Source organism: Mesorhizobium sp. B2-8-1 (genome assembly GCF_006440955.1).
Lineage (GTDB): Bacteria > Pseudomonadota > Alphaproteobacteria > Rhizobiales > Rhizobiaceae > Mesorhizobium.
In genome coordinates this window covers 50,983-74,046 of record NZ_VFTX01000014.1, presented here as the reverse complement: position 1 = coordinate 74,046, position 23,064 = coordinate 50,983, and the positions used below count along the sequence as shown (strand labels likewise).

Below are 23,064 nucleotides of genomic sequence, written 5' to 3'. Positions count from 1 at the left end.
AGGGTTTGGCTTGGGGGGCCATTCCAAAGGCACGGCATGGCTCAGCACAAGGCGACATTCGGCGGCGTCGACATATTGCGTTTCCTGGCCGCCGTCATGGTGATGTTCTATCACTATGGCTTCTGGGTATGGGCATTCCCTGACGGGGTTTCGGCGCGCGCGACCGGCGGCATCCCGCCCCATCCCGAAATGGCCTTGGTCGGCTCCGGCTGGGTCGGCGTGCAGATATTCTTCGTCATCAGCGGTTTCGTCATCGCCTTCAGCGCCGAGAATTCGACGCCGCTGCGGTTTTTCGAGGCAAGGGTGAAAAGGCTGGCGCCGGCGGTCTGGATCTGCGCGCCGGTGACCGCGGCGGTGCTGCTGCTCACCGGTCTGAGCTGGCCAACCGATGCCGTGATCAGGCTCGTTCGCACCGGCCTTTTCGCGCCCTACGGCCCTTGGGTGGACAGCGTCTACTGGACGCTCGGCATCGAGATCGCCTTCTACGCTGTCGTCTGGATCCTGTTGCGGCTTGGCCGCTTCCACCTGATGGAGACGGTGGCAGTCGTGATCGGCCTCGTCAGCACGCTGTTCTGGTGCCTCTATTATCCGCTCGGCTGGTCCGACCTCGCCGAGACACGCTGGCTGCAGCTCGTCCTGGTGCACCATGGCTCTTTTTTCGCCGTCGGCGTGCTCATCTGGCTGATGCGGTTCAAGGCGGTGACGGCCTCGCGCCTAGCCTTCTGCCTGCTGTTCCTGGGCGGGGGCGTGCTGCAAATCGCCAGCTCGGTCGACGTCCACAGCATTAAGGTCGGTGCCGCGATGCCCTATGCGCCGCCGATCCTTGTCTTCCTGGTCGCCATCGCCCTGATGGCATGGTCGCTGCGGCTCGACCTCAGCTGGAGCGGCTGGCGCCGGATCGGCTTGATGACCTACCCGCTCTATCTGATCCACGACGTCATCGGCGCGGCGGTGCTCGGCGCGATGGTCCGCGCCGGGCTGCCTTATCTGTTGTCCATGGCAACGGTCGGAGCGACCATGATCGCGGCAAGCTGGCTGGTGGCGACCGAAGCCGAACCGCGCATCCGGCTGCTGCTCGACCACACGGTGTTCCGCTACCGGCTCAGGGCCGCGTAGTCGCGATCTTGTTGACCAATGAGGATTGACCAAGGGGCACCTCGGTGCCTTCCTCGCAGGAGCGCACTGTCCAGCCGCAGGGTTCCGAGGCCTGGATAGGGAGTCGCGGCCCTGTACAAAGTTAGGGACCAATCGATGCGGATCGTCAGGATAGCCGAACTGGAAATCGATCCTGACCAGATCGACAGCTACAAGGCCCTGATTGCCGAAGAGATCGAGGCCTCCGTGCGAATCGAGCCGGGCGTGCTTTTCCTTCATGCCGTGTCGGAAAAAGGTGCGCCTGAAAAGGTGCGCGTGATCGAATGCTACGCCGATCAGACGGCGTACGAAGCCCATCTGACCACACCGCATTTTCTCAAGTACAAGACGCAAACGGCGAGCATGGTGCGGTCGCTTCGGCTTATCGAAACCGACCCGATCGCGCTGTCTGCGAAACCCGGTCAGAACTCAAACTGACCAGGGCTTGGATCGACACCGCCGTCCATCCAGAGCGGACGACCGACCTGCCGTCGAAATCGCTGGCAAGCGAAATAGACTGATCTGCTCTGGGGCCGACCTGCTTCCAATCCATGTCGCCAACCTCAAAGCGCGTCGATTCCGCACAATCCGATATTGCTCCGGATGTCATTTCATAGACATCGCCAATCAGCCAAGAAACCGGGCGTCACGGGCTAGCATGGCGTCTTTGGATCGGGCGGGGCTGCTTGAATCGCCAAGCAGTTCGGAAGCTACCTTGTTATAAATTCGACCCTTGAAGATGCCCGTACTTGTTTCGCCGGCTTGTTCGCTTTACGAACGGCAATGACCCTTATCTCTCGCATTGCCGCTCTTGCTTTGCTCGCCGTCATTGTGTTCGCGACGCTGTCGCCAATCCAGATGCGGCCCCACCTGGGTGATCCAGATTTCGAACGCGCCCTCGCCTACGTTCTGTTCGGCGTGGCAATGGGGCTCGGCTTTCCAAACCGCTTGGCTGGAACTGTCACTATAGTTGTCGTCGTAGCCACTGTGCTGGAGCTGATGCAGCTCCTCGAACCCGGTCGGCATGCGCGCCTTTCGGACGGCTCACTGAAGGCTTTGGCAGGCATCCTCGGAATAGTTGTCGTCCATCTCAGTCTTTTGGTGGCGAGCCGCTATTGGCCGCGTAAGCTGACATTGCCTGCCGGATGATGCCCGGGTTTAGACTCCCATTGTAGCCCGCCGCGGCCACATAGGCGATGACCTGCCTCGTCACTCAGGCACGGAAATCGCCACGGTTGAACTCAGACCGTTGTCTTGCTGCGCACTTCGGTCTTGTCGAGATAATAGCTCGAGTACTGGCCGAAGAATTTTTCGGACGCTCCGAACGAGCCGTATTTGGCGAGCTTCTTGAGATCGACCTTGTTCAGCACCGCGCCGACGATCTTGTTGGCGACATAGGGTTCGGATTCGAGCATCGATCTCACCATCGCGCGCGGCGTGCGGCCCCATTCGGTGACCAGCACGAAGCCGTCGACAAGCGGCGCGAAGGCCTTGGCGTCGACCACCGGCCCCAGCGGCGGCAGATCGACGACGATGTATTCGAAGGTCTCCTTGGCGTTGTCGATGAAGCGCCGCATGCCGGCCGAGGAGAGAAGCTCGCTGGTATGCGAGAAATTGCCGCGCAGCACGGCCGGAATGATCGCCAGCTTGGTCTGCCGGTCGATCTTGCCGACCGACTGCCAGGTCTGGCCGCTCACCACCGCTTCCATCAGTCCCTGCTCGGCCTCCATGCCGAGGCTGCGGCTCAAGCCCGGATTGCGCAGGTCGCCGTCGATCAGCAGCGTCCTGGCGCCGTTGGCGGCGAGCAGTCCGGCCAGATTGGCCGCGACCGTCGACTTGCCTTCGCCGGGAAGGACCGAGATGACGCCGATGACGCGGCTGCCTTGCCCTTCCATGACGACGTCGAAGGCGATCTTTGCGCTGCGCAGCGTCTCGGAGAACATCGACGCCGGAGCATCGACGCTGACGCGCATGCGCGCGCGCTTTTCGGCGGCGGCCGGCGATTTGGCGGTTTTGAGATCCGGGTCGGCCGGCTTTTCCTCCCTGGCGGTCTTGCCGCCGATGACAGGCAGATAACCGAGGAATTTGAGGCCGACGCGGTCGCGGACATCCTCGCCGGTCCTGAAGAAACGCTCGTTGAATTCGTTCAGGCCGCCGAGCCCGGCACCCATCAACGTGCCCAGCACAAGCGAGAGCGCCAGCACAACCACCGTGCGCGGGCTGGAGGCGCTGAGCGGCGTCGATGCATCCGAGATGATGCGGATCTTGCCGACCGGGAAGGATTGCTGCTGGGCGGCTTCCTCGTAGCGGCCGAGGAATGTCTGGTAGAGCGTGGAGAGCGCCGTCGCCTTCTGGTCGAGTTCACGCAGCTTGACCTGCGACTGGTTGTCGATGGCGCTCTTGCCTTGCGCCGCGGCGACATTGGCCCTGAGCGCGGTCTCGCGCGCCAGCGCCACTTCATATTCATTGCGATAGCTTTCGGTCAGCTGCTTCAGCTCGCCGAATATCTGCGCCGATATGTCGGCCTTCTCCTTGGCGAGCGCCACCGCCTGCGGATGCTGCGGCCCAAAATTGGCCTCGACATCCTGCTGCCGCTTGGCGACGGCGAGATAGCGCGTCTTGAGCGCCGCGATTACCGAGCTGCTCGGCTGGTCGCTCGATATGGCGGCATCCTTGAAGGCGTTCTCCGAACCGCTTTCAACGATGGACTTGTATTGCTGGTAGCGGGCGCTGGCCCGGGCCGTATCGGCCTGCGCCACGATAAGCTGGGCGTTGAGGTCGGCTAGCTGCTTGGCGCTCATCAGCTGGCCGTCGCTGTTGGCGGACAGGCCGTGCTCGGCCCTGAATTTCTCGACCGCGAGCGATGCCGCCTGCGAGCTTTCGCGCAGTTCCGTCAGCCGGCCCTGCAGCCAGACCGCTGCGCGCTCGGTGGCATCGAAGGAGGCGTCGAGCTGGTCGGCGAGATAAGCATCGGCATAGGCCTTGGTGATCGCGGTCGCCAGTGCCGGGTCCGTCGCCTGGTAGCCGAGCGCGATGACATAGCTTCGCCCGACGCGCTCCGCCTGCACCTCGTTCTGCAATTTGAGGATCGCGTAGTCGCGACGTGAGGTCGCGATCAGCGCATCGCGGGTGGCGGGGTCGAGCTTGGTGACGTCGCCGACGCCCGGCATGGGAGGACTGGGGCGAACATACTGGATCAGGCCACGGATCAGGCCGATGCCTTGGGCGAGCGCCGACTGGGGCGGGTTCATGAACGCGTCGTTGCGGTCGAGCTTCAGCTTGTCGACGACCACGGCGGCAAGCCGCGTCGAGGTCAGGATTTCGATCTGGCTCAGGATGGCCGAATCGGTCTGCATGGTCGTCGACGCCGCCGAAATGTCGTCGACGATCTTGTTCAGCCCCTCATCGATCAGCACGCTCGAGACCGATTGGTATTTGGGCGGCGTGGTCTGCAGATAGAGCAGGCCCAGGACAAGACCAATGACCGCGCCCAGGACAACCACCTTGGCCTGCCGCGCTGCCATGCCAAGCAGCCGCTCGACATCGATGAAGTCTTCGCCGTCTCCTGCTTCCGAATTCGGCAATGGCATCCTCTTGTCGAGAGGAAAGTTGGCATAGTTCATCTTCGGTCCAATTCCAGAGCCCGTCCATCCCAATCAGCGGGATGGGCTCTATCTCACTGTTTGAACATGATCTTTTCCGAAAACCGCCTTGCGCTTTCCGGGATCATGCCTTGGCTCCCCAGGCACGTCGAAGATCGGGAGCATTGCCAAAAAGCGACGCAAGTTCCATGCCGGACGCCACAGGGCGTTGCGCGCATCGCACCGTCAGCCGTCCGACAATGCTCCCGAAACATGGGCATTATGCGGCTTCTTCCTGTCGTTCATGCGACCGGACGAACTCCTGGAGCATCTCGAAAACCGGACCCTTCATGTCGTCGCGCGCCAAGGCGAAGGCGATGTTGGCCTGGATGAAGCCCTCCTTCGAGCCGCAGTCGAACATGCGGCCCTTGAAAGGCTGGGCAAAGAAGGACTGCTCCTGCGCCAGGCGGACCATGGCGTCGGTCAGCTGGATCTCGTTGCCCGCGCCGCGCTGCTGGTTGCCGAGCAGGGCGAAGATCTCGGGCTGCAGGATATAGCGGCCGTTGATGTAGAAGTTCGACGGCGCATTGGCCGGCGCCGGCTTTTCGACCATCGCCGTCACCTCGAAACCGCCGCCAATGTCGGCGCCGCGGCCGACAATGCCGTATTTGTTGGTCTCGGTCGGGTCACAGCGCTCGACCGCAATGACGTTGCCGCCGGTCTCGGCATAGAGGTCGGCGACCTCGGCCAGGCAGCCGCGGCCGCCGAACGAAACCATATCAGGCAAAAGCAGGGCGAAGGGCTCGTTGCCGATGACCTCGCGCGCGCACCAGACGGCGTGGCCAAGGCCTTGCGGGGATTGCTGGCGGATGAAGCTGGTGGCGCCGGCCACCGGCAGCAGGCTTTCCAACGACTGCAATTGCGCCTTCTTGCCGCTCTGCTCCAGTGTTCCGATCAATTCCGGATGCAGGTCGAAATAATCCTCGATGACCGCCTTGTTGCGGCCGGTCACGAACACGATGTGCTCGATGCCGGCCTCGAAGGCCTCATCGACGGCGTATTGCACGACCGGCCGGTCGACGACGGGAAGCATTTCCTTCGGCATCGACTTGGTCGCCGGCAGGAACCGCGTTCCAAGCCCCGCCACCGGTATCACGGCCTTCCTGATTTTCTTCATCGCAAATTCCTTCTGAGAAGATCGACTTCAGTCCATTCGCAGGCCAGGAAAAATCCCTCCATGTGCCTGCATCTTCACCTCCCCGCCCCCACGGCAAATTGTGCCGCTACTCGTCGCAACCGCACGGCGATCGGCATGCCCATATGCCTGACCGCCGCCGGGTCGCTGAGCGCCGTCCGGATCGCCTTGAGCGGGGACCGCGCCTTGATGTGCTGGACCATCGACAGGAACGAGGCTGCCTTGCGCAGGCTGCGGCTGCGCCGGGCGAAGGCCGCTTGCGCGGCCGCGTCCATCTGATGGCTTTGAGCGAAAATTGCATCGGCCTTGCGCATCGCCTCGACATGATGAGGCTCGAGCACGCGCGAAATGGAGCCGCTGCGGATGTGATAGGCATAGCCGATGTCAGGCTCGACCACGCACCTGCCGCCCTTGGCCAGGGCGTTGGCCAGGAATATGTAATCCTCGCCGATGATCAGGTCCTCGTCGTAGCGAAGTCCGTTTTCTTCCAGGAAGCGGCGCTCGAAGATCGGCTTGAGATAGCCGAGATTGAACTTCGATTCGAAGACGACGTTGCCGGCGATATAGCTGGCCAGCGAGATCTCGCCCAATTCCTCCAGATAGCGCGTCGGGAACATCGCATCCTCGATCACGCCGTCCTCGCGGACGACCTGGAGGTTGTCGACGGCGATTTGCGCGCCCGCCCTTCCGGCCCGCGCGATCATGGCGGCGATGCGGCCGGGATAGACCGCATCGTCGGAATCGAGGACCGCGACCCAGCGGCCGCGGGCAGCCTCGAGGCCGGCGTTCCTGGCGCCGCCGGGGCCCCTGTTCTGCGCGAGCGCCACGACGCGCACGATGTCCTGCGGATAGGCCCTTGCCACGTCGAGCGTGGCGTCGCGCGACTTGTCGTCGACGACGACGACCTCGACGCTGACACCCTTCTGCGCGATGGCGCTGGCGATCGCCCGGTCGAGGGTCGCCTCGGCGTTGTAGGCTGCAATGACGAAGGAAACGTCCGGGACGAAGCTGACGTCAGGCTGCACGCTTGCCTCCTTCCTGTGGCGAGGGCTGGCCGTAGAGACGAATCTCGCGGATGCCGACAAGGCCGCTGACGACGCCGACATGCATAATGCCGCGCAGCACGCTGCGGTTCCGCCGCACGGGGCTGGCAAGGAAGGGAAACGCCGCGGCGAAGCAATAGGCTGCCTTTGCCGAGGCAATGGCGACCTGTTTGAGCAGGCCAATGCCGCTCGCATTGCGCCCCAGGAGATGGCCATGCGTCTGCCCGACGCGGAAGCGGCGGCGGCCAAGCCAGTCGAACGCGGCCCTGGTCCGTGGCACGACCTCGTCCACCCAAGCCTCCGGAGAAAACGCGATCGTGCCGCCTGTCTTGTGCATCTGGTCGAAGAATTCGGTGTCCTCGCCGCCGGTCTGGCCACGCGCCAGGCTGAAGCGGCGCCCGCGCAGGCTGTCCGACCCCATGTCGAGCAGCACGTTGCAGGTGTAGCCGGTGCGGATCTCGCCGCGCACCCAGACCGGCAAGGTCGAATGGAAGTCGCCACGCCGCATCCAGTCCGGCGCATCGGCCCCATAGCGCGCCTTGACCGGGCCCAGCACGGCGGCGGCGCGACTTGCCTGGGCTGTTGCGACGAGCTCGGCAAGCCAACGCGGCGAAGCCGTCTCGTCGTCATCGATGAAGGCGACGAAATCCGACGTGCTGGCGTCAAGACAGGCATTGCGGGCGATCGAGATGTTGCGCGCCGGGCAGTGGTGATAGCTGATCGGCAGCGTCAGTTCGCGCGCCAGCGTCGTCACCAGATCCCTGGCGCTCGGCGTGTCGTCATTGTCGGCGACGATGACACGGACATCGAAACCGGCCAGCCTGTCCATGGCGTCGAGCGAGCGCAGCGTGTGGGCCAATTCCGGCCGGCGGAACGTGCACACGCCGATATCGATGCTGCGGTTCTTGCCTGGAACCGCCATCACGCGACCCCGCGCTGTTTGCCAAGGCCGAGAAGCTGCAGCCAGAAACCGACGGACCAGCCGAAATGCATGACCATCGCCGAGACGCCGGCAAGCGCGATGTCGGCATTGCGCTGGCTTACCGCCGTCCACAGGCCATAGCCGAGGCATACGGATGCCCAGATCAAAAGCGGCACCGCCGCCAGCCAGTGCACGAAGGAAAAGGCCGCGAGCACCACCACCGGGAACACCAGCAGCGGCACCATCTGCCGGACCTTCGGGATGACGCGGTGCTTCAGGACATTCTTGGCGCGTCCGCGGCCGTAGCCGAGATACTGGAAATAGAGGCCGCTGAGCGACGCGCGCGGATAGTAGACCATCTGCGTCCTGCCGCTCATCCAGATCCTGTAGCCGGCCTGTCTCAGCCGGTAGTCGAGCTCGGCGTCCTCATTATGGCTGAACGTCTCGTCATAGCCGCCGACGGCCCGGAAGGCAGAAATCCGCATCAGCGCGTGATGGCCGTGATCGACCCATTCTCCGGCGGACAGATGCCTGTGCTTGGAACCGCCGGTGCCGAGCTTTGAATTCTGTGCCGCCGCGGCCGCCTTCTGCACGGTGCCGCTGCCGCTGGTCAGCATCGAGACCACGACAGAATCGGCGCCCGTGGCCAGCGCTTCCTCGACCAGCCGGTCGCAATAGTCGGCGGGATAGCCGCCATGGGCATCGATGCGGATCAGATATTCGGCACCATCGCCGAATCTGGCGACGGCAAGATTGATCGCCGCGCTCTGGATGCGCTTTTCATTGTGGAGCAGGATGATGCGGGGATCTTCCTTCGCACGCTCGCCGACAATGGCCGGGGTACCATCGGTGCTGCCGCCATCGGCAACGACGATCCTGGCGCCGAGCCTCGCGGCCGCGGGGCTGAGCTGGTCGAGCAGCACACCGATATGGGCTGCCTCGTTGAGGCAGGGAATCACGATCAGGCTGGAGGGGAGCGCTTGCATCATCGGGCGATCTCCATCCTAGGCCAAAGCCTCGGCCGCGAAGGGTTGGCGCATGGCGGCCAGGCTGCGAAGCTTGTCGACCAGCGCCTGGCAATCGCTGCGATCATAGCTCCATATCCTGGGGTTGCGCGACAGAACGCGCTCCTTCAACGTGCTGAAGCGGCGCTCCTCCATCTTGCCGATGGCGGCTTCGAGCGCGTTGGGTGAGGCTTCGGGCAACAGAATGCCGATGCCTTGCCGGCCGAGGAACCGCCCAGTTTCCGTGTTGGCCATCGAGATCGGCACCGCGCCGAATCGGCAGCCTTCATAGAGGCGATTGGGCAGCAGCCATTCGGAATTCTGGCCCGCCTCGAAGAAATCGATCGCCCAGGAGAAATGCACGTCCCGGTAGATCGCCGCCATGTCCTCCGGGTTGCGGTAGGGTCCGCGAAACGAAAGCCAGGGCTCCGCCTCGACGAAGGCGTGGAAATCCGGGAATTCGGTCAACGCCGGGCGGCCGCGCAGCACGATCTCGAACCGGCCGTCGGCGCGGCGCGAGAAATCGGCCAGGAGTTCGAGCGAGCGGCGGCAGCGCAATGCCCCGAACCAGCCGATGCGCCAGGGTGGCGCGACAGGCGCCTCGGCCATCTCATGCTCGGCCGGCAGGATCGCCGCTGCCTCGAAATATTTGTTTTCGACCAGTTCGACCGGCGCCGTCACCTGGCCGTACGGCTCGAAATAATTGGCGGTGAATGCGGGCGAGCTGGTCACCAGCAGCCTTACGTCCCTGGCAAGGTAACGTTCCGTGGCACGCAGCGCCTTGCCGACCGCATCGCTGCGAAGCATCAGGCGATGGATGTCGAGGCATTCATAGACGATCGGCACCGCGGCGCCGAATGCCGTGTTGGCGCGGCGGGCGAGCGCCAGCATTTCCAGGTTGCGCGCGATGATGAGATCGGGCCTCGGCATGCCGCGGAGCCTGGTGCCGATCGAAACCGCCGCCTTGGCGACTGCCGTCAGGCGCTGGGCGAATCGCCCGTCACGCGTCGCGCCGAGATCCAGCGGCCGCAAACCCTCGACGTCGGCAATGCGATTTGCCGTGCGGCGGAAGCCTGCGAGCGTGACCTGGGCGCCACCTGCCCTGAGCATTGTAATCCGCCGGCGCACTGCCGGGTCGGAAACGTCATGCACAAGGTACAAGACATTCAGCATGAAAACTCGACCGCTGTTGGCCCACCCACGGCGAACCTAGTACAGGTCTTGCTGCATCGCAACATTTTTGGTGCAGCGTAGCAAAATCCACGTTTTTTGTTGCACTGCAAAATAAATGCCGTAATTTGGCCGCGGCGGCGGTTGCAGGGTTCCTGGTCGGAACCTGCACAAGAATCAGGAATCCTGAATTTGGAAGCCAATCCATTCGATCCGCCAGAAGGCTCGCTGCGCAAATCCGTCGGGCGCGGCGCGGTCGTGACGGCCTTGTCGCAGTCCGTGCGGGTCGCCACGCAGATCATTTCCGTCATCGTGCTGTCGCGTCTCCTGTTGCCGCAGGATTTCGGCGTCGTGGCGATGTGCGCGCCGGTGCTGGCCTTCATCGCGCTGTTCCAGGATTTCGGCCTCACCCAGGCGACCATCCAGAAATCGGGCATACGGCACGACGAGGTGAACTACCTGTTCTGGATCAATGTCGCCGTCAGCGCCATCCTGGCCTGCGTGCTTGCCGGCGCGGCACCGCTGGTCGCCGCCTTCTACGGCGAACCGCGTGTGGCTGGCCTGGTGGCGGCGCTGGGCCTGCAGATCATGGCCTACGGCCTCGGTGCGCAGCATCTGGCGCTCCTGACCCGCCGCATGCAGTTCGGCCGCCTGGCCATCATCGATGTCGCAGGCGCCGTGGCTGGTCTTGCCGTGTCGATCGCCTGGACCTTCATCGACCGCTCCTACTGGGCACTTTTCGCCGGCACCTTGACCGGAGCCGTGCTGCCGACGCTGTGCTACTGGGCCAGTTCGCGCTGGCGGCCCAGCCTGCCGCGCAAGGTCGCCGGGATCAGCGAGCTGATCAATTTCGGCGCCGGCATAACCGGCTTCAACTTCGCCAATTTCTTCGCCCGCAATCTCGACAACGTGCTGATCGGAAAATACTGGGGCGAGGCGCAGCTCGGCCTCTATGACCGTGCCTACAAGCTGCTCCTGTTCCCGCTGAGCCAGATCACGAACCCGCTGTCGAAGGTGATGGTGCCGGCTCTTTCCAGGCTGAAGGACGAGCCCGACCGCTACCGCAGCGCCTATCTTCGCGTCATGCCGCTGATCCTGCTGGTGGCGCTTCCCGGCGTCGCTTTCGCCACCGCCATGTCCGACATACTCATCCCCTTCGTGCTCGGTGAGCAATGGCGCGCAAGCGCCTCGATTTTCCTGGCGCTGGGCTTCGCCGGGCTGCTGCAGCCGCTCAACAATCCGGCCGGATGGCTGTTCGTCAGCCAGGGCCGCTCCGGCGACTTCATGCGCTGGGGCATCATCACGGCGGTGACGTCGGTGCTCGCTTTCGTGCTGGGCCTGCCTTATGGCGCGCTCGGCGTGGCGATCGCCTATGCCGTCAGCGAATATCTGCGCACGCCTTTCCTGTGGCTCTATGTCGGCAGGAGCGGGCCGCTGCGGGCAAGCCACGTGCTTCGCGCGGCGACGCCGTTCGTGCTCGGCGCGCATGTGGCGCTGGCGGTGGTCTGGTTGGTCAAGCCGCTGCTGCCGCAGCAGCATGTCATTGCCTTGGCCAGCGGCGCGATCCTTGCCTATCTCATCACCATCGTCATCGCGCTGGCCTTCGCAGCCGGCCGTGAAGCCTTGCGCGAGGCCTTGAAAATGCTGCCGGCAAGGCCGCCGGCGGCAGCACCGCGCGAGGCGCAATAATTTTGGCGCTTTCGACCCTTACCGTTCACCCGAGCATCAGGCCTGATCCATGCATTACCGATCGATCTCAGACATGAACGACGCGATCGTGAGCAACCTTCACCGGTTGCCGCGCGACATCGACCTGGTGGTCGGCGTCCCCAGAAGCGGGGTGCTGGCAGCGACGCTGGTCAGTCTCGCGGCGAACATACCGATGACCGACCTGGACTCCTTCCTCGAGGGTCGCGTCTACACATCGGGCATCACCAAGCGCCGTGCGGTGCTCGACCGCAAGGTCGCGGAAATGCGCAAGGTGCTGGTGATCGACGACAGCGTCTCCGGCGGCAACGCCATGCGCGACGCCCGCGCCCGCATAGAGGGTGCCGGCATCGAGGCAGACTACACCTTTGCCGCCGTGTTCGGGCTTGAGCCGCAGCATGCCGAGACCGATGTCGTCTTCGAGGTCGTGCCGCACCCGCGCATGTTCCAGTGGAACTTCATGCATCATAAATTCCTGGCGCAATGCTGCGTCGACATAGACGGGGTGCTGTGCCTCGATCCGACCGAGGCGGAAAACGACGATGGTCCGGCCTACGAGAAATTCCTTAGCGAAGCGCGGCCGCTCCACACTGCGACCCGCAAGATCGGCTGGCTGGTGACCAGCCGGCTGGAGAAATACCGCGCGCTGACCGAGGCATGGCTGGCCAAGCACGAGATCAAGTACGATCATCTGATCATGCTCGACCTGCCGAGCAAGGCGGAGCGTCAGCGGCTTGGCGCGCATGGCAGTTTCAAGGCCGAATTCTACCGCAAATCCGATGCCATCCTGTTCATCGAGAGCGAGCACGAGCAGGCGCTGAGGATCACCGAGCTGTCGGGCAAACCGGTGCTGTGCGTCGAAACGCACATGGTCAGCTTTCCCAACGCGCTGTCGCTCCCGGCGCTCGGCCAGGCGGCGCGCAACCTGCCGGCCAGGTTGCGACAGGCCAAATCACAGGAAGGCCGCAAGGGCGCCGCCAAGGCCCTTGCCCGCGCGCTGCTTGGCGCCCGCGGCTACGAGACGCTGAAAAGCCGGGTCAAGCGCCTGGCCTGATCCGCCAAGGCTGCGAATCCAGATTAACGGGTTCCTTCGGAGTGTTTCGCCGGCGTGCCGGTCGAGAAGCATCAAACGAAAAACCCGCCTGTGCGGCGGGTTTCCGGCGCAACTCAGCACCATGACCAAAAATCTACCATAGCTGCCTTCACCCTGTCAAGAAAAAATTCCTATTACAGGGCTGCCAGGTCCGGTGCCAGCCTGAGCCCTGGCTACGCCGCCTGTCGCGAACGCTGCTGTGTGGCCTTGTCCAGTATGGAAAAGAAGGTGAGGAACTGGCGGTCCGGATCGAGCTCCGGACGCTCGGAGAAGCTGCGCGCCGTGGCCGAGAGCCGGTCATATTCCTGGCGGTCGTTCCACAGCAGCCTGACAGCCGCGATCCAGTCGGCGAGCGGCGCATCGTAATCCAGCACCACGCCGCCCGGGCCGATCGCTTCGGGCAGCCCGCCGCGCCGCGAGCCGATGACGGGAATGCCGCTGCAATGGGCTTCCGAGGCCACACGGCCCCAGGCCTCTTCCCATTTGCTGGGCGCCAGCAGGATCCTGGTGCGGCCATAGACGGTCTTCATGTCGCCGGTGCGGTTCTCCAGCCTGATGTTGGAGAACGGGGCGATGGTTTTCTCGATGCGGGCGCGATGATCGTCGGCAAGCTTCCAGCTCTCCACGAACAGGAACGGAATCTCGGGGCAGGCGCCGGCGATGCGCACGGCGAGCTCGAAGCCTTTCTCCTCGTACGGATTGATCAAGGTGACGAACTGGCCCGTGGTCGGCGTGCTGTAGAGGGCGGCATTGATGGTCGGCGGCAGCACCGCCGCATCGATGCCGAACTTCTGTTTATAGGCGCGCGCGGTGAATTGCGAATTGGCGATGTAGAGCGCCGAATGCAACTCGCGCAGATCGCCGCCCAGCTCATGGAACTCGACGTTCCTGAGATAGACGACCAGCGGCACGCCTTCGGCCTGCAGCGCCTTGCCCACCGGAACCGACTTGTGGCATTGGACGACGGCCACATCCGGCTTCAATCTGCGGACGGCAAAATCGGCCGCCTTCCAGGGAAACCAGGCCCGCACCACCGGATAACCGGGAAAACTGTCGATGACCGCCGGCTGACGCAGCAGCTTCATCTTGGCGCGCGCCTTGAAGCCGAAGACACCGTCGCCGAACAGGGCGGCCAGTACGGCCGCCTCATGGCCGTGCTCGATCAACTGTTCCGCCAGATGATGGGTGCTCGACTGGACGCCGCCGCTGAATTCGGGCGTGTATCCGTTGCCGCCTGCAAAAAGAACTTTCATGGTTCCTGGCTCCTGGTTCTTTCGCGTTTCGTTCAATGTGGCCCGAGAGCTTGCTCCGACACCGCCTCAGGCACTCTGTTGCTCGAGATTGGCGAACGGATTGGTGCATGGCTGCCATCCGGTGAACCGGATCGGATCGCCCGGCGAACTGCGCCAGGCGTAGTCGGTCAGCATGTGGAATTCGGCGATCAGCCAGCGGTCGAAATGCAGGAGGTCCTGCTTCTTCTGCTCCGGCAGCAGAGCGCGGGCTTTGCCCAGCCTTGTCTCCTCGAGCAAGGTGACGGCGTCGCTGAGTTTCTTGCTCGGGAATATCCATGGGTTCCTGTCGCGGAACGCCAGGACGAACTGCTGCAAATGCTCGATGCGCATGTTGAGCTTGCCGAAATATTTCTCGAGCGTGACGCGCACCAGATCCTCATCCGAAAACGAGGACACTGCCGCGTAGGCAATGCCGGTCGATACCACCCCGCCCGCCATGACGGCCAGTGCGGAGCGTCGCGAGATCTCTATCATCTGGTTTGCTCCTCTCACGCCATCCGGCTCGCCGCCCGCAGGGACAGCGCTGCCGCGGTCAGGCTCGGATTGGCGCATGAACAGCTCGGATATGTGCTGGTGCCGACCACGACCAGGTTCCTGAGCTGGTGATGAATCATGCCGCTGTCGACCACCGAATCGGCCGGGCCCGTTCCCATCCGGAGCGTACCCTGGACATGCGATTCGGTTGGCCGGATGCCGCGATCGAAAAGCTGTTCGACCGGCAGCGGGGCGAGCAGCCCAGGCAGTTTCTCCAGCGCCCGCGCCATGCCCTTGACCGCGTAGTCCGACGGCGCCTTGAAGCTGACGAAGGCGTTGTCGTCCTCGTCGAGCGTGACGAAATTCTCATGGTCGAGCAGGTTCTCGGTCACCACGACGAGCGGCAGCGCCTGGCGCAACCGCCCCTTCTCGGCGCGCATGCCGTGTTGCCAGCGGTTCTCGAAATAGACCAGCGCCGCGGCGTGCTCGGACCGGTGCGGACCGTCATAGAGACCGAAATTCAAGCCGGTGGTGATGGTGCTGCCGTCGAAATTGTCGACACCGTCGAGATAGACCTCGAAATTCCAGCCATAGGATTCATGCAGGCCGCGGCCGACGAATTCGCCTCCCAGGCCGGACCGCAGCATGATCGCCGCGCTCTGGATGGCATTGGCGCCGAGAATGAAGAGGTCGCCGCTGACCTGATATTCCTTGCCGCCATGGACGAAGGTGACCGAGCGGACCGTCCCGCCGACATGATCGAGCCTGCGCACTTCCGAACCGAGGCAGACCGACACGTCGGGATGCTCGAAGACATGCATCAGGCCATTGTTGGCGGTGAACTTGGCGTCGACCGGGCATAGCCAGCATCTGAGGTTGGCACAGCACGAGGTGCGCTGCGCGGTCGGCACGCGGGCGCGCGCGGTGGGCATAACGAAATGCTGGCCTGGCTGCGCCGCCTTCATCATCCGGTCGGGCGTCGACATGCGGTGCGGCGGCTGCGGAAAGGGCTTCGAGCGCGGCAGCATCGCCGCCATGTCGGGATCGCCCGAGATCGACATGATGTCTTCGGCGTCGCAATAGAACGGCTCGACGTCGTCATAGCTGATCGGCCAGTCATTGCCGATGCCGTAAGTGCTTTTCAGCCTGAAGTCGTTGGGATGGAATCTCGGCGTCTGCGCGAACCAGCAATTGGTGCCGCCGCCCAGCCCGATCGTGTAGTTCCAGGGCTTGTCGGAATTGGTCTTGTAGGTCGACTCGTCCTCGATGTCGGTGTTGACGTTCTGCTTGAGCTGCCATTCATGCGTGTTGTGCCGGCCCCATTCCAGGAGCAGGATGCGCGCCTTACGCCGCTTCGTGAATTCGTGCAGGAAGAAGGCCGAACCGAAACCGGAACCGATCGCGACAACGTCAAAGTGGTCCCTGGTGATCTGCTCCGGCTTTACGTCCAGCACCATCAGCCGCAACTCCTTTCCGGGTCTTGTGCGTTCGTCATCGCAAGCAAACCGGCCGGTCGCGGCGATCCCACATTGGATTGCCCAAACCCGGTCTCATGCCGCCATCCTGCCGATCGAGTGATATTCGATGCCGTGGCGGGCGATGACCTTGGGATCATAGAGGTTGCGGCCGTCGAAGATGATCGGCGTGGTCAGCGCGTCTTTCAGCGCGTCGAAGGACGGCGCGCGAAAACTCTTCCACTCGGTGGCGATCAGCAGCGCATCGGCGCCACGCAGCGCCGCTTCCTTGGTGCCGCACAGAAGCAAATCGTCGCGCAGCCCGTAGATGGCCTGGCATTCCTGCATCGCCTCGGGATCATAGGCCTGCACGGTCGCGCCGGCGTTCCAGAGCGCCTCCATCAGCACACGCGCAGGCGCCTCGCGCATGTCGTCCGTGTTGGGTTTGAAAGCCAAGCCCCAGAGCGCGAAGGTCTTGCCCTTGAGGTTGCCCTTGAAATAGCGGTTCACCTTGTCGAACAGCACGGATTTCTGCTCGTTGTTGCGCTCCTCGACGGCGCGCAGCAGCTTGGCGTCGAACTTGACGCCTTCGGCGGTTTTGATGAGAGCGCGCACGTCCTTGGGAAAGCAGGAGCCGCCATAGCCGAGCCCCGGATAGATGAAGTGGTAGCCGATGCGCGGATCGCTGCCGATGCCCTTGCGCACCTCCTCGATGTCGGCGCCGAGCTGTTCGGCCAGGTTCGCCATTTCGTTCATGAAGCTGATCTTGGTGGCGAGCATGCAATTGGCCGCGTATTTGGTGAATTCGGCGCTGCGCACGTCCATCACGATCATCTTCTCGTGGTTGCGGTTGAAGGGCGCGTAGAGCTCGCGCATCACCGCCTCTGTGCCCTCGCTCGATGTGCCGACGATAATCCGGTCCGGCTTCATGCAATCGGCGACGGCGGACCCTTCCTTGAGGAATTCCGGATTGGAAGCGACGTCGAAGGTCAGGTCCTCGCGGCCTCTTTTCTTCAGCGTTTCGGCGATCCTGGCCTTGATCTTCTCGCAGGTGCCGACCGGCACGGTCGACTTGCCGACGACGATCTTGGGCGCATCCATTTCCCGGCCGATCGTCTCGGCGACCGCCAGCACATATTTGAGATCGGCCGAGCCATCCTCGCCGGGAGGCGTGCCGACCGCGATCATCTGGATCTCGCCATGCTTGACGGCGGCCGCCGCGTCGGTGGTGAACTTGATGCGGCCGGCGGCGTGGTTCTCCCTGACGATGCTTTCGAGGCCCGGCTCGAAAATCGGGACGAGACCCTGGTTGAGCCGCTCGACCTTGCCTGCGTCGACGTCGACGCAGACAACCTGGTGGCCGACTTCGGCAAGCACCGCGGCCTGCACGAGACCGACATAGCCGATACCAAACACCGTCAGATTCATTCTGTTTCGTTCCTGTCCAGGGCGGCGGACCGTGGTCGGCCCAACCGTTTCAAATCGACTTTTCCAATAGGTTCTACTTTACGCTGCATGCCAGCGATTCCGGAAACTGGCAGGGGTCGCCCTGCGCGGTGAAGGCGACGCGCTCGATCTGCAGCGAGAGCTTGCGGCCGGGATCGGCGAATGCGCCCAACCATCCGGTCATCGTATCGCTGCCCCAGAGGCTGAAGAAGATCTTCTGCGCATGACTGGGCAGCTTTGCCGGATCGGTGATGGTGTTCACCAGCTGGCCGTTGACGTACCAGCGCAAACTGTCCTTCTGCCAGACGAAGGCGTAGTCGTTGAAGGCTTTTTCCGTGCCGCCCGGCACGTCGACCAGCTTCTCGTTCTTGCCCTTGCCGGCGATGTAGGCATTGACCTGCACCTTGGACGTGTCCTTGGTCAGGATCTCGAAGTCGATCTCGTCCCAGGGCTGCTTGTCCGACGGGCCGATATAGGAGAAGAAAGCCGCGTTGAGGCCGGGACCGGTGTCGGTTTTCATGCGCGCCTCGTAGGTGCCGTAGCCGAATCGCTGCTTGGTCTGGATTTCGCCGCAAGCGTAGTCGCGATCCTTCGTCTTCTGCTTCTCGAAACCCAATGACAGCACGCCGTCCGCCAGGCTGACCTGCCCCTTCGCCCAGGTGCAATTCTGATGGCCGCCATTCGTCCAGCCATCGGAGACATACCAGCGCTGGCGGTTGAAGCTGGTGAAATCATCGACGAATGAGGGCGCCGACTTCAGATCCTGCGACCAGGATGGCGCCGGCCCGGCGAACAGGCCAGCGAGAGCGGCCAGCGCGACCAGGGCAGCCCTGCGTCCGGTGGAACCGCCCGGGCGGGCTTGCCTGGCCTGGCGCGTTGACGATATGCCGCGAACTGCGACGGTGAACGTGGTTCTCGGATCCGCATTCATACGAAACTCAACCTTTGCGCTGTGCATCCCCAACCCAAAGTAGCCATTCGAGCCGTTGCCAAACGGCGCTTTCTTTCTCTCGTCAGCCCCTCCCCAAGCTGCCTTCTCGCCTCGCGCCAAATCCACCCTTCAGCCTTCACCCTCTGCCGGCGCCTGCCGGTTTGGCGAGCCCCTCGCTGGCCGTCATATCGGACGACCCGTCCTCATCGAAAACCATATCCAGCGAATGACGAAGCTCCCGGACCATGCCGTTCTGGCGCGACAGCGCCGCGATGCGGCGCTCGCAATTCAGGATCGACGTCGTCAATTCATCGACCTCGGCGGAACGGCGCGCAGACGCCGAGCCGTTCTCCATGGCCTCGACCAGAAAGGCGGCGTTGGTGGCCGTCGCCTTGTAGCGATTCTCCAGCCCGTTTCGCTCGGCCTCGATCTCGGCCGCGATCTGCTCGAACAGCTTCGCCAGGCGGTCGAGGCGCGAGATGTCGGTCTGGCGGTCGCGGGCCGGATTCCTTGATCTGAAGCCGAATATCGAGGCCATGCGTTCAAAGTCCTGTGGTAGTCCGGCCGTCGGCCGGGCCCCTTACCGGTTCAATATCGGGCAGTCCGATCGGAGGCCGGTTCATTGGCCATCCTAATTGCTGCACCGCAACATAGACTGCCATCCTCCGGCCGGCTAGGCAACCACCCAATTCGTAAACTCATAAATCCGCCGGAAATGCTTTGCGCGACGGGCTGGCAAGAGCGCGGCCGGACGCCCGCATTCAAGGCTGCTTGCCCGTGCTGGTGCCGGCCATGAGAAAACGCATTGGCGGCACATGTTGACGACGGGAGGCGAACCCGACGCGGCGAAACAGCGCCTCGAGCTTGTCGGACGCCACGCCCTGGACGATGGGAACCAGGTTGGATTGGCTTGCGAAGGCATAGGCCGCGGCCGACGCCAGGCCCCGCTCGGCCTTGACGTCGAGGAAATTGCGCAGCCGGTATTTGTCGCGCACGTGGCGCTCGTGGCGGCGCAGCACCGCTTTGGAACCCTCAGGCAGGCTGTCGATCGCCAGCAGCGCCAGGTCGGCGTCGGCAAGACGCTTCAGGTCCTGGGTCTTGTGGCGGCCGCTCAGCGAATCGGCCCGCACGATGGCGCCGTAACCGCAGGAGCGGATGACCTTGAAGCGCGCGCCGCTGGCGACCGCGCGCGCGTAGAGTTCGTAATCCTCGCCCAGACGCAAGCTCTCGTCATAGCGCAAGCCGTGCCTGTCGAGAAAAGCGCGGCTGATCACCGGCTTGAGGAAACCGAGTTCGCCTCTGCGCACGTTGCGCCTGGAGATGTTGCCTTCGACGAAGCGCTCCAGGTCGAGGAATTCCGGCTCGGCCGCGAACTGCGGTGCGACGATCTGGGTGACATCGCTCAAGGCGTCGTCCCTGATGAGCATGATGTTGTCGGCCGCGAAATCCCAGTCCGCGCCGGCAAACAGATTGTGAAATCTGCCCGCGAGAAAGAAGTCGTCGGCGTCCAGAATGGCGATGAATGGCGATTGCGAGGCGGCGATGGCGGCGTTGCGGGCGAAGGAGGGGCCGCGATTGACGTCGAGACGGATCACCGCGAGCCGGTCGCTGCCGTCATCGGCGGCGCGGGCGACTTGGGCCGTGTCATCGGTGGAGGCGTCATCGACGACGACGACTTCGGCCACTTCCGGTTCGCGCAGCGCGGACGCGATGGCGACCGCGATTGTTCGCGCCGCGTTTCGGGCCGCGATGATCACGCAGACCTTTGATTCCGTCATCGACATGAATTTGCCTCTTGCACAGGTTCCATTCTGCCCTCGCCCTGTACGTGTTCGATGCCCGACAGGCTTCCCGTCACGGGCTGCCCTGCCGTTCGAAGATGCGGCGGCTGATGTCGGCCGATGCCGCCCAGCCGGCTTCCGCCAGATAGCGGACCGGCGCACGACCGCACAACTCCCACAGCACGGTGCGCCGCTGCGGCCATCGCAGGGATGACAGCCATGGCGCGATGACCATGTTGAGCAGATCCTCATTGCCGATGCGCGACAGCATCCGCGCGGCGCGCTGCGACAAGAGCGTGTCGGCGCCGCCGAGGAGCACGTCGGCGGCGCGCAGGCCAAGCAGCAGCGTGTCGTCCAGCCCCTGCGCCGCGGCGGCGTCGAGCAGGCGCTGCTGCTCGGCTTCGTCCAAGCGGTCGGCGCTGGCGCGCACGTCGCAGACGTAACCGGCGCAGGGTTCCCGGTTAAAAAGCGCCTTGGCGACGCTGATGCAGGACAACAGCAGAGTGTCGGCCACCGATGTGAACGGCACCTCGACGCCGGTGATCTCGACCTGCCGTTTGCGCCGCAGGAAGCCATCCGCGTCGCGCGGGCTGGGCGAGCCGGGTTGCTGGAGCCGATAATGCAGATCGACAGTGGATTGCGTCGGCCCGTCGCCGCGGATCATGTGCTGTTCGCCGAGGAAACGGACCCACCAGACGGAGCGCGACTTGCCGGCGATCTCGTATCCGATCGAGCGGAGCGCCTCGCGCGCCCTGAAAAACCCGGCCGGCGCCACCAATATGTCGACATCGCCCGAAGGCTTCATGAAATGATCGTCGTAAAGCAGATGCTGCTGGAAGGGACCTTTCAGGAAAACGAAATCGATCTGCCTGTCGCGCAGCGCCGCCTGGATCGCCATCGAATCCATGATGCAGGACGCGTTCATCGAAACGGTCTTCCGGCGGTAGGCGTCGAGCCATTGGGAGAGCTGGGCCGGCGGCCCGTTCGCGGGTGCGCTCGACAGCACCTTGAGGATAAAGGTCGCGACCTTGTTCAACCTGGCTATGTCGGTGACATTGGTTACGGAGAGGCCGGAGGCATCGCCGGGCGCGGCGCCGGATCGCGCCGCGAAGAACAGCCGCAGACAGGCCTGCACATAGGCGATCTCGCTGGCGCAATCGGCGGCGCGCAGTCGCTCATATGAACGTTCGGTCAGGGCCATCGGGCGCACGGTTCTCCAGAAGCGATCGGCGCGACGCCTATGCTGCAGGTGCGAAGCAAAGCATCGCCAAAAACTTTTGCGCCGTCCAGTTTTTCCTTTTGCAGCGCAAAAATCCGGCCCCGACGTTTATCGAAACCGGCTCGGGCGAACGATGAGGAGAACTGCTGGACCACAAGGGACGAGTGGCCTTTTCGGCGTTCCGTAGCAAACCTACCGGGAGACCCGGTGCTACGGCATTATTGTCGCCATGCCTTGAAGTGACAGGGCTTAAAAAGTTTATATATGCAAATCAATTTCTTATGCTGACCTAGTGCATTAGGCCCATATGCAGGGATCTCGAGGCGATCAAGGCCAAAGCTTGAGATCGTTACTCACGACTGTGTCTGCGCGCGCAGTCCATAATTGATTAATGCGCGGTAAATCAGGCTTGACTCATAAATGCTGCCATGCAGCTATTGCATCGCAGCATGAAAGTGCCGCCGGCAATCGACAGGCCGTTTCCAGTCCTTGATGGAGTGTAAAATGGAACAGAATGTTGAAAAACAGGAGTACGAAACGCCCAGCCTGACGGTTCATGGTTCGATTGAAACCATCACTCAGGGCGGTGGCGGCAACACGGCGCTCGACGCAGCATTTCCTGCGCACACGCCGATTGGCGACCTGACGTTCTCCTGAACCTGTCCTGATTCTGGAGGGACACGTTGGGCCTCTGGAATCCAAGAACCATACAGGGAGTCGGGGTGAAAATCCCGGCTTCTCTTCATTGCCTGACCCGGCTTTTCTTCATCGCCAGAATGGTCGGCACGCATTGCGGACAGTGTGTAGCAAACGAGGTTTTCGGATGAACTGGAACCCATCTGACCACGATCGCGTAAGTGCGACCAAGGAAGCGGTTGCCTGCGAATTCGGCAATGGCCTGGCGCTTCTTAACCTGAAATCCAACATCTACTACAGCCTCAACGGGGTGGGCACGTTCATCTGGGAGTTGATCCAGGAGCCGAAACCAATTGCCGAAATCCACCGGGCCGTGCTCGCGCGCTATGATGTCGACGCCGAGCGCTGCAGGGCCGATGTCGACGCACTGTTGAAAGGTCTGGCCGATAGCGGACTTGCGAGGCTGCATCATGAGGAACCTGTGTAAGCAGGTTCCGCAAAAGCGGGTCACGGTTTTGCGGCAAGAACCTGCGACGGAGAAAAGTCCCGGCCAGACGAAGCACCGGCGGCGCCTGCTTCGAGCTCTCTCCCTGAGCGGCCCGGAAATGCTGTTCCTCTGCCGCTGCCTGCTGGTGGTCGCGGCCGTTCGCCTGGGGCTGACCCTGTTCTCCTACAACCGCCTTCGCGGCATCGTCACCCGGCTGGAGGCGCGTGAATGCGCCAGCACGGGAGAACTGCGCCGTGTCGCCTGGGGCGTTGCCGCCGCGGCCCGCCTGGTGCCGCGCGCAAGCTGCCTCACCCAGGCGCTCGCCGGCCAGTACATTCTCGCCTGCCAGGGCAACGCCTCGAAGATCCGCATCGGCATCGAGCGCGACACCGGCCGGCAGCTGAAGGCGCATGCCTGGCTGATCAGCGGCAACCATGTCGTCCTTGGCGGCTCGATAGACAGGTTTGTCCCTCTCGTCGACTATGGTCAATGACC

The 23,064-nt window shown here is 63.3% G+C and carries 22 protein-coding genes; 8 read left to right on the top strand and 14 right to left on the bottom strand.

The window, feature by feature from the left end; genetic code table 11:
- The first annotated feature begins 36 nt into the window (after positions 1-36).
- The 3 genes from FJ428_RS28230 to FJ428_RS28220 all read left to right on the top strand — a co-directional run bounded on the left by FJ428_RS28230 (position 37) and on the right by FJ428_RS28220 (position 2,283).
- Complete coding sequence (locus FJ428_RS28230) at positions 37-1,116, top strand: acyltransferase (protein ID WP_140559747.1); 1,080 nt, start codon at positions 37-39, stop codon at positions 1,114-1,116.
- Between the two features lie 135 nt (positions 1,117-1,251).
- A complete protein-coding gene (locus FJ428_RS28225; RefSeq protein WP_140880613.1) occupies positions 1,252-1,572 on the top strand; it encodes a putative quinol monooxygenase in 321 nt (106 codons plus the stop codon).
- A gap of 345 nt (positions 1,573-1,917) precedes the next feature.
- The gene (locus FJ428_RS28220; protein WP_181167419.1) at positions 1,918-2,283 is read left to right on the top strand and encodes a hypothetical protein; all 366 of its coding nucleotides are present in this window, start codon (positions 1,918-1,920) and stop codon (positions 2,281-2,283) included.
- A 92-nt stretch (positions 2,284-2,375) separates the two neighbouring features.
- Here the strand turns inward: FJ428_RS28220 and FJ428_RS28215 are convergent, their stop codons facing one another.
- The 6 genes from FJ428_RS28215 to FJ428_RS28190 all read right to left on the bottom strand — a co-directional run bounded on the left by FJ428_RS28215 (position 2,376) and on the right by FJ428_RS28190 (position 10,052).
- Positions 2,376-4,757, bottom strand: a complete 2,382-nt coding sequence (locus FJ428_RS28215) for a polysaccharide biosynthesis tyrosine autokinase (RefSeq protein ID WP_140497157.1) — start codon at positions 4,755-4,757, stop codon at positions 2,376-2,378.
- A 238-nt stretch (positions 4,758-4,995) separates the two neighbouring features.
- Complete coding sequence (locus FJ428_RS28210; RefSeq protein ID WP_140512943.1) at positions 4,996-5,892, bottom strand: UTP--glucose-1-phosphate uridylyltransferase; 897 nt, start codon at positions 5,890-5,892, stop codon at positions 4,996-4,998.
- A 74-nt stretch (positions 5,893-5,966) separates the two neighbouring features.
- A complete protein-coding gene (locus FJ428_RS28205; protein WP_140497161.1) occupies positions 5,967-6,935 on the bottom strand; it encodes a glycosyltransferase family 2 protein in 969 nt (322 codons plus the stop codon).
- Positions 6,925-7,875, bottom strand: a complete 951-nt coding sequence (locus tag FJ428_RS28200; protein ID WP_140512939.1) for a glycosyltransferase — start codon at positions 7,873-7,875, stop codon at positions 6,925-6,927. Before FJ428_RS28200 ends, FJ428_RS28205 begins: the two co-directional genes overlap by 11 nt.
- Positions 7,875-8,864, bottom strand: coding sequence for a glycosyltransferase family 2 protein (locus FJ428_RS28195; protein ID WP_140497165.1), 990 nt, complete (start codon positions 8,862-8,864; stop codon positions 7,875-7,877). The genes FJ428_RS28200 and FJ428_RS28195 overlap by 1 nt, the downstream gene beginning before the upstream one ends.
- A 15-nt stretch (positions 8,865-8,879) precedes the next feature.
- Positions 8,880-10,052, bottom strand: a complete 1,173-nt coding sequence (locus FJ428_RS28190) for a glycosyltransferase family 4 protein (protein WP_140880612.1) — start codon at positions 10,050-10,052, stop codon at positions 8,880-8,882.
- A 189-nt stretch (positions 10,053-10,241) separates the two neighbouring features.
- On the opposite strand from FJ428_RS28190, the gene FJ428_RS28185 reads away from it, so the two are divergent.
- Positions 10,242-11,738, top strand: coding sequence for a lipopolysaccharide biosynthesis protein (locus FJ428_RS28185; protein ID WP_140497169.1), 1,497 nt, complete (start codon positions 10,242-10,244; stop codon positions 11,736-11,738).
- A gap of 49 nt (positions 11,739-11,787) precedes the next feature.
- Positions 11,788-12,810, top strand: a complete 1,023-nt coding sequence (locus tag FJ428_RS28180; protein ID WP_140497171.1) for a phosphoribosyltransferase family protein — start codon at positions 11,788-11,790, stop codon at positions 12,808-12,810.
- A gap of 212 nt (positions 12,811-13,022) precedes the next feature.
- Here FJ428_RS28180 and FJ428_RS28175 read toward each other — a convergent pair whose 3' ends face one another.
- The 8 genes from FJ428_RS28175 to FJ428_RS28140 all read right to left on the bottom strand — a co-directional run bounded on the left by FJ428_RS28175 (position 13,023) and on the right by FJ428_RS28140 (position 21,428).
- Positions 13,023-14,102: a glycosyltransferase gene (locus FJ428_RS28175; protein ID WP_140512933.1), complete on the bottom strand. Its 1,080-nt coding sequence runs from the start codon at positions 14,100-14,102 to the stop codon at positions 13,023-13,025.
- A gap of 66 nt (positions 14,103-14,168) precedes the next feature.
- Positions 14,169-14,615: a hypothetical protein gene (locus FJ428_RS28170; protein ID WP_140497175.1), complete on the bottom strand. Its 447-nt coding sequence runs from the start codon at positions 14,613-14,615 to the stop codon at positions 14,169-14,171.
- A 14-nt stretch (positions 14,616-14,629) separates the two neighbouring features.
- Positions 14,630-16,072, bottom strand: coding sequence for a GMC family oxidoreductase (locus FJ428_RS28165; protein WP_140880611.1), 1,443 nt, complete (start codon positions 16,070-16,072; stop codon positions 14,630-14,632).
- A 93-nt stretch (positions 16,073-16,165) separates the two neighbouring features.
- Positions 16,166-17,497, bottom strand: a complete 1,332-nt coding sequence (locus FJ428_RS28160) for a UDP-glucose/GDP-mannose dehydrogenase family protein (protein WP_140880610.1) — start codon at positions 17,495-17,497, stop codon at positions 16,166-16,168.
- A 73-nt stretch (positions 17,498-17,570) separates the two neighbouring features.
- Complete coding sequence (locus tag FJ428_RS28155) at positions 17,571-18,446, bottom strand: family 16 glycosylhydrolase (RefSeq protein ID WP_140880609.1); 876 nt, start codon at positions 18,444-18,446, stop codon at positions 17,571-17,573.
- 136 nt (positions 18,447-18,582) lie between these two features.
- Positions 18,583-18,984 carry a hypothetical protein gene (locus FJ428_RS28150; RefSeq protein ID WP_140512927.1) on the bottom strand — a complete coding sequence of 134 codons (402 nt, stop codon included), beginning with the start codon at positions 18,982-18,984 and terminating at the stop codon, positions 18,583-18,585.
- A 223-nt stretch (positions 18,985-19,207) separates the two neighbouring features.
- A complete protein-coding gene (locus FJ428_RS28145; RefSeq protein ID WP_140512925.1) occupies positions 19,208-20,230 on the bottom strand; it encodes a glycosyltransferase in 1,023 nt (340 codons plus the stop codon).
- 70 nt (positions 20,231-20,300) lie between these two features.
- Positions 20,301-21,428: a nucleotidyltransferase family protein gene (locus FJ428_RS28140; RefSeq protein WP_140556880.1), complete on the bottom strand. Its 1,128-nt coding sequence runs from the start codon at positions 21,426-21,428 to the stop codon at positions 20,301-20,303.
- A gap of 522 nt (positions 21,429-21,950) precedes the next feature.
- Between FJ428_RS28140 and FJ428_RS28135 the strand changes: the two genes are divergently transcribed.
- The 3 genes from FJ428_RS28135 to FJ428_RS28125 all read left to right on the top strand — a co-directional run bounded on the left by FJ428_RS28135 (position 21,951) and on the right by FJ428_RS28125 (position 23,062).
- Complete coding sequence (locus tag FJ428_RS28135; RefSeq protein WP_140497189.1) at positions 21,951-22,103, top strand: lasso peptide; 153 nt, start codon at positions 21,951-21,953, stop codon at positions 22,101-22,103.
- Between the two features lie 166 nt (positions 22,104-22,269).
- The gene (locus FJ428_RS28130; RefSeq protein WP_140564960.1) at positions 22,270-22,569 is read left to right on the top strand and encodes a PqqD family protein; all 300 of its coding nucleotides are present in this window, start codon (positions 22,270-22,272) and stop codon (positions 22,567-22,569) included.
- A gap of 118 nt (positions 22,570-22,687) precedes the next feature.
- A complete protein-coding gene (locus FJ428_RS28125; RefSeq protein ID WP_224519147.1) occupies positions 22,688-23,062 on the top strand; it encodes a lasso peptide biosynthesis B2 protein in 375 nt (124 codons plus the stop codon).
- Positions 23,063-23,064: the final 2 nt, after the last annotated feature.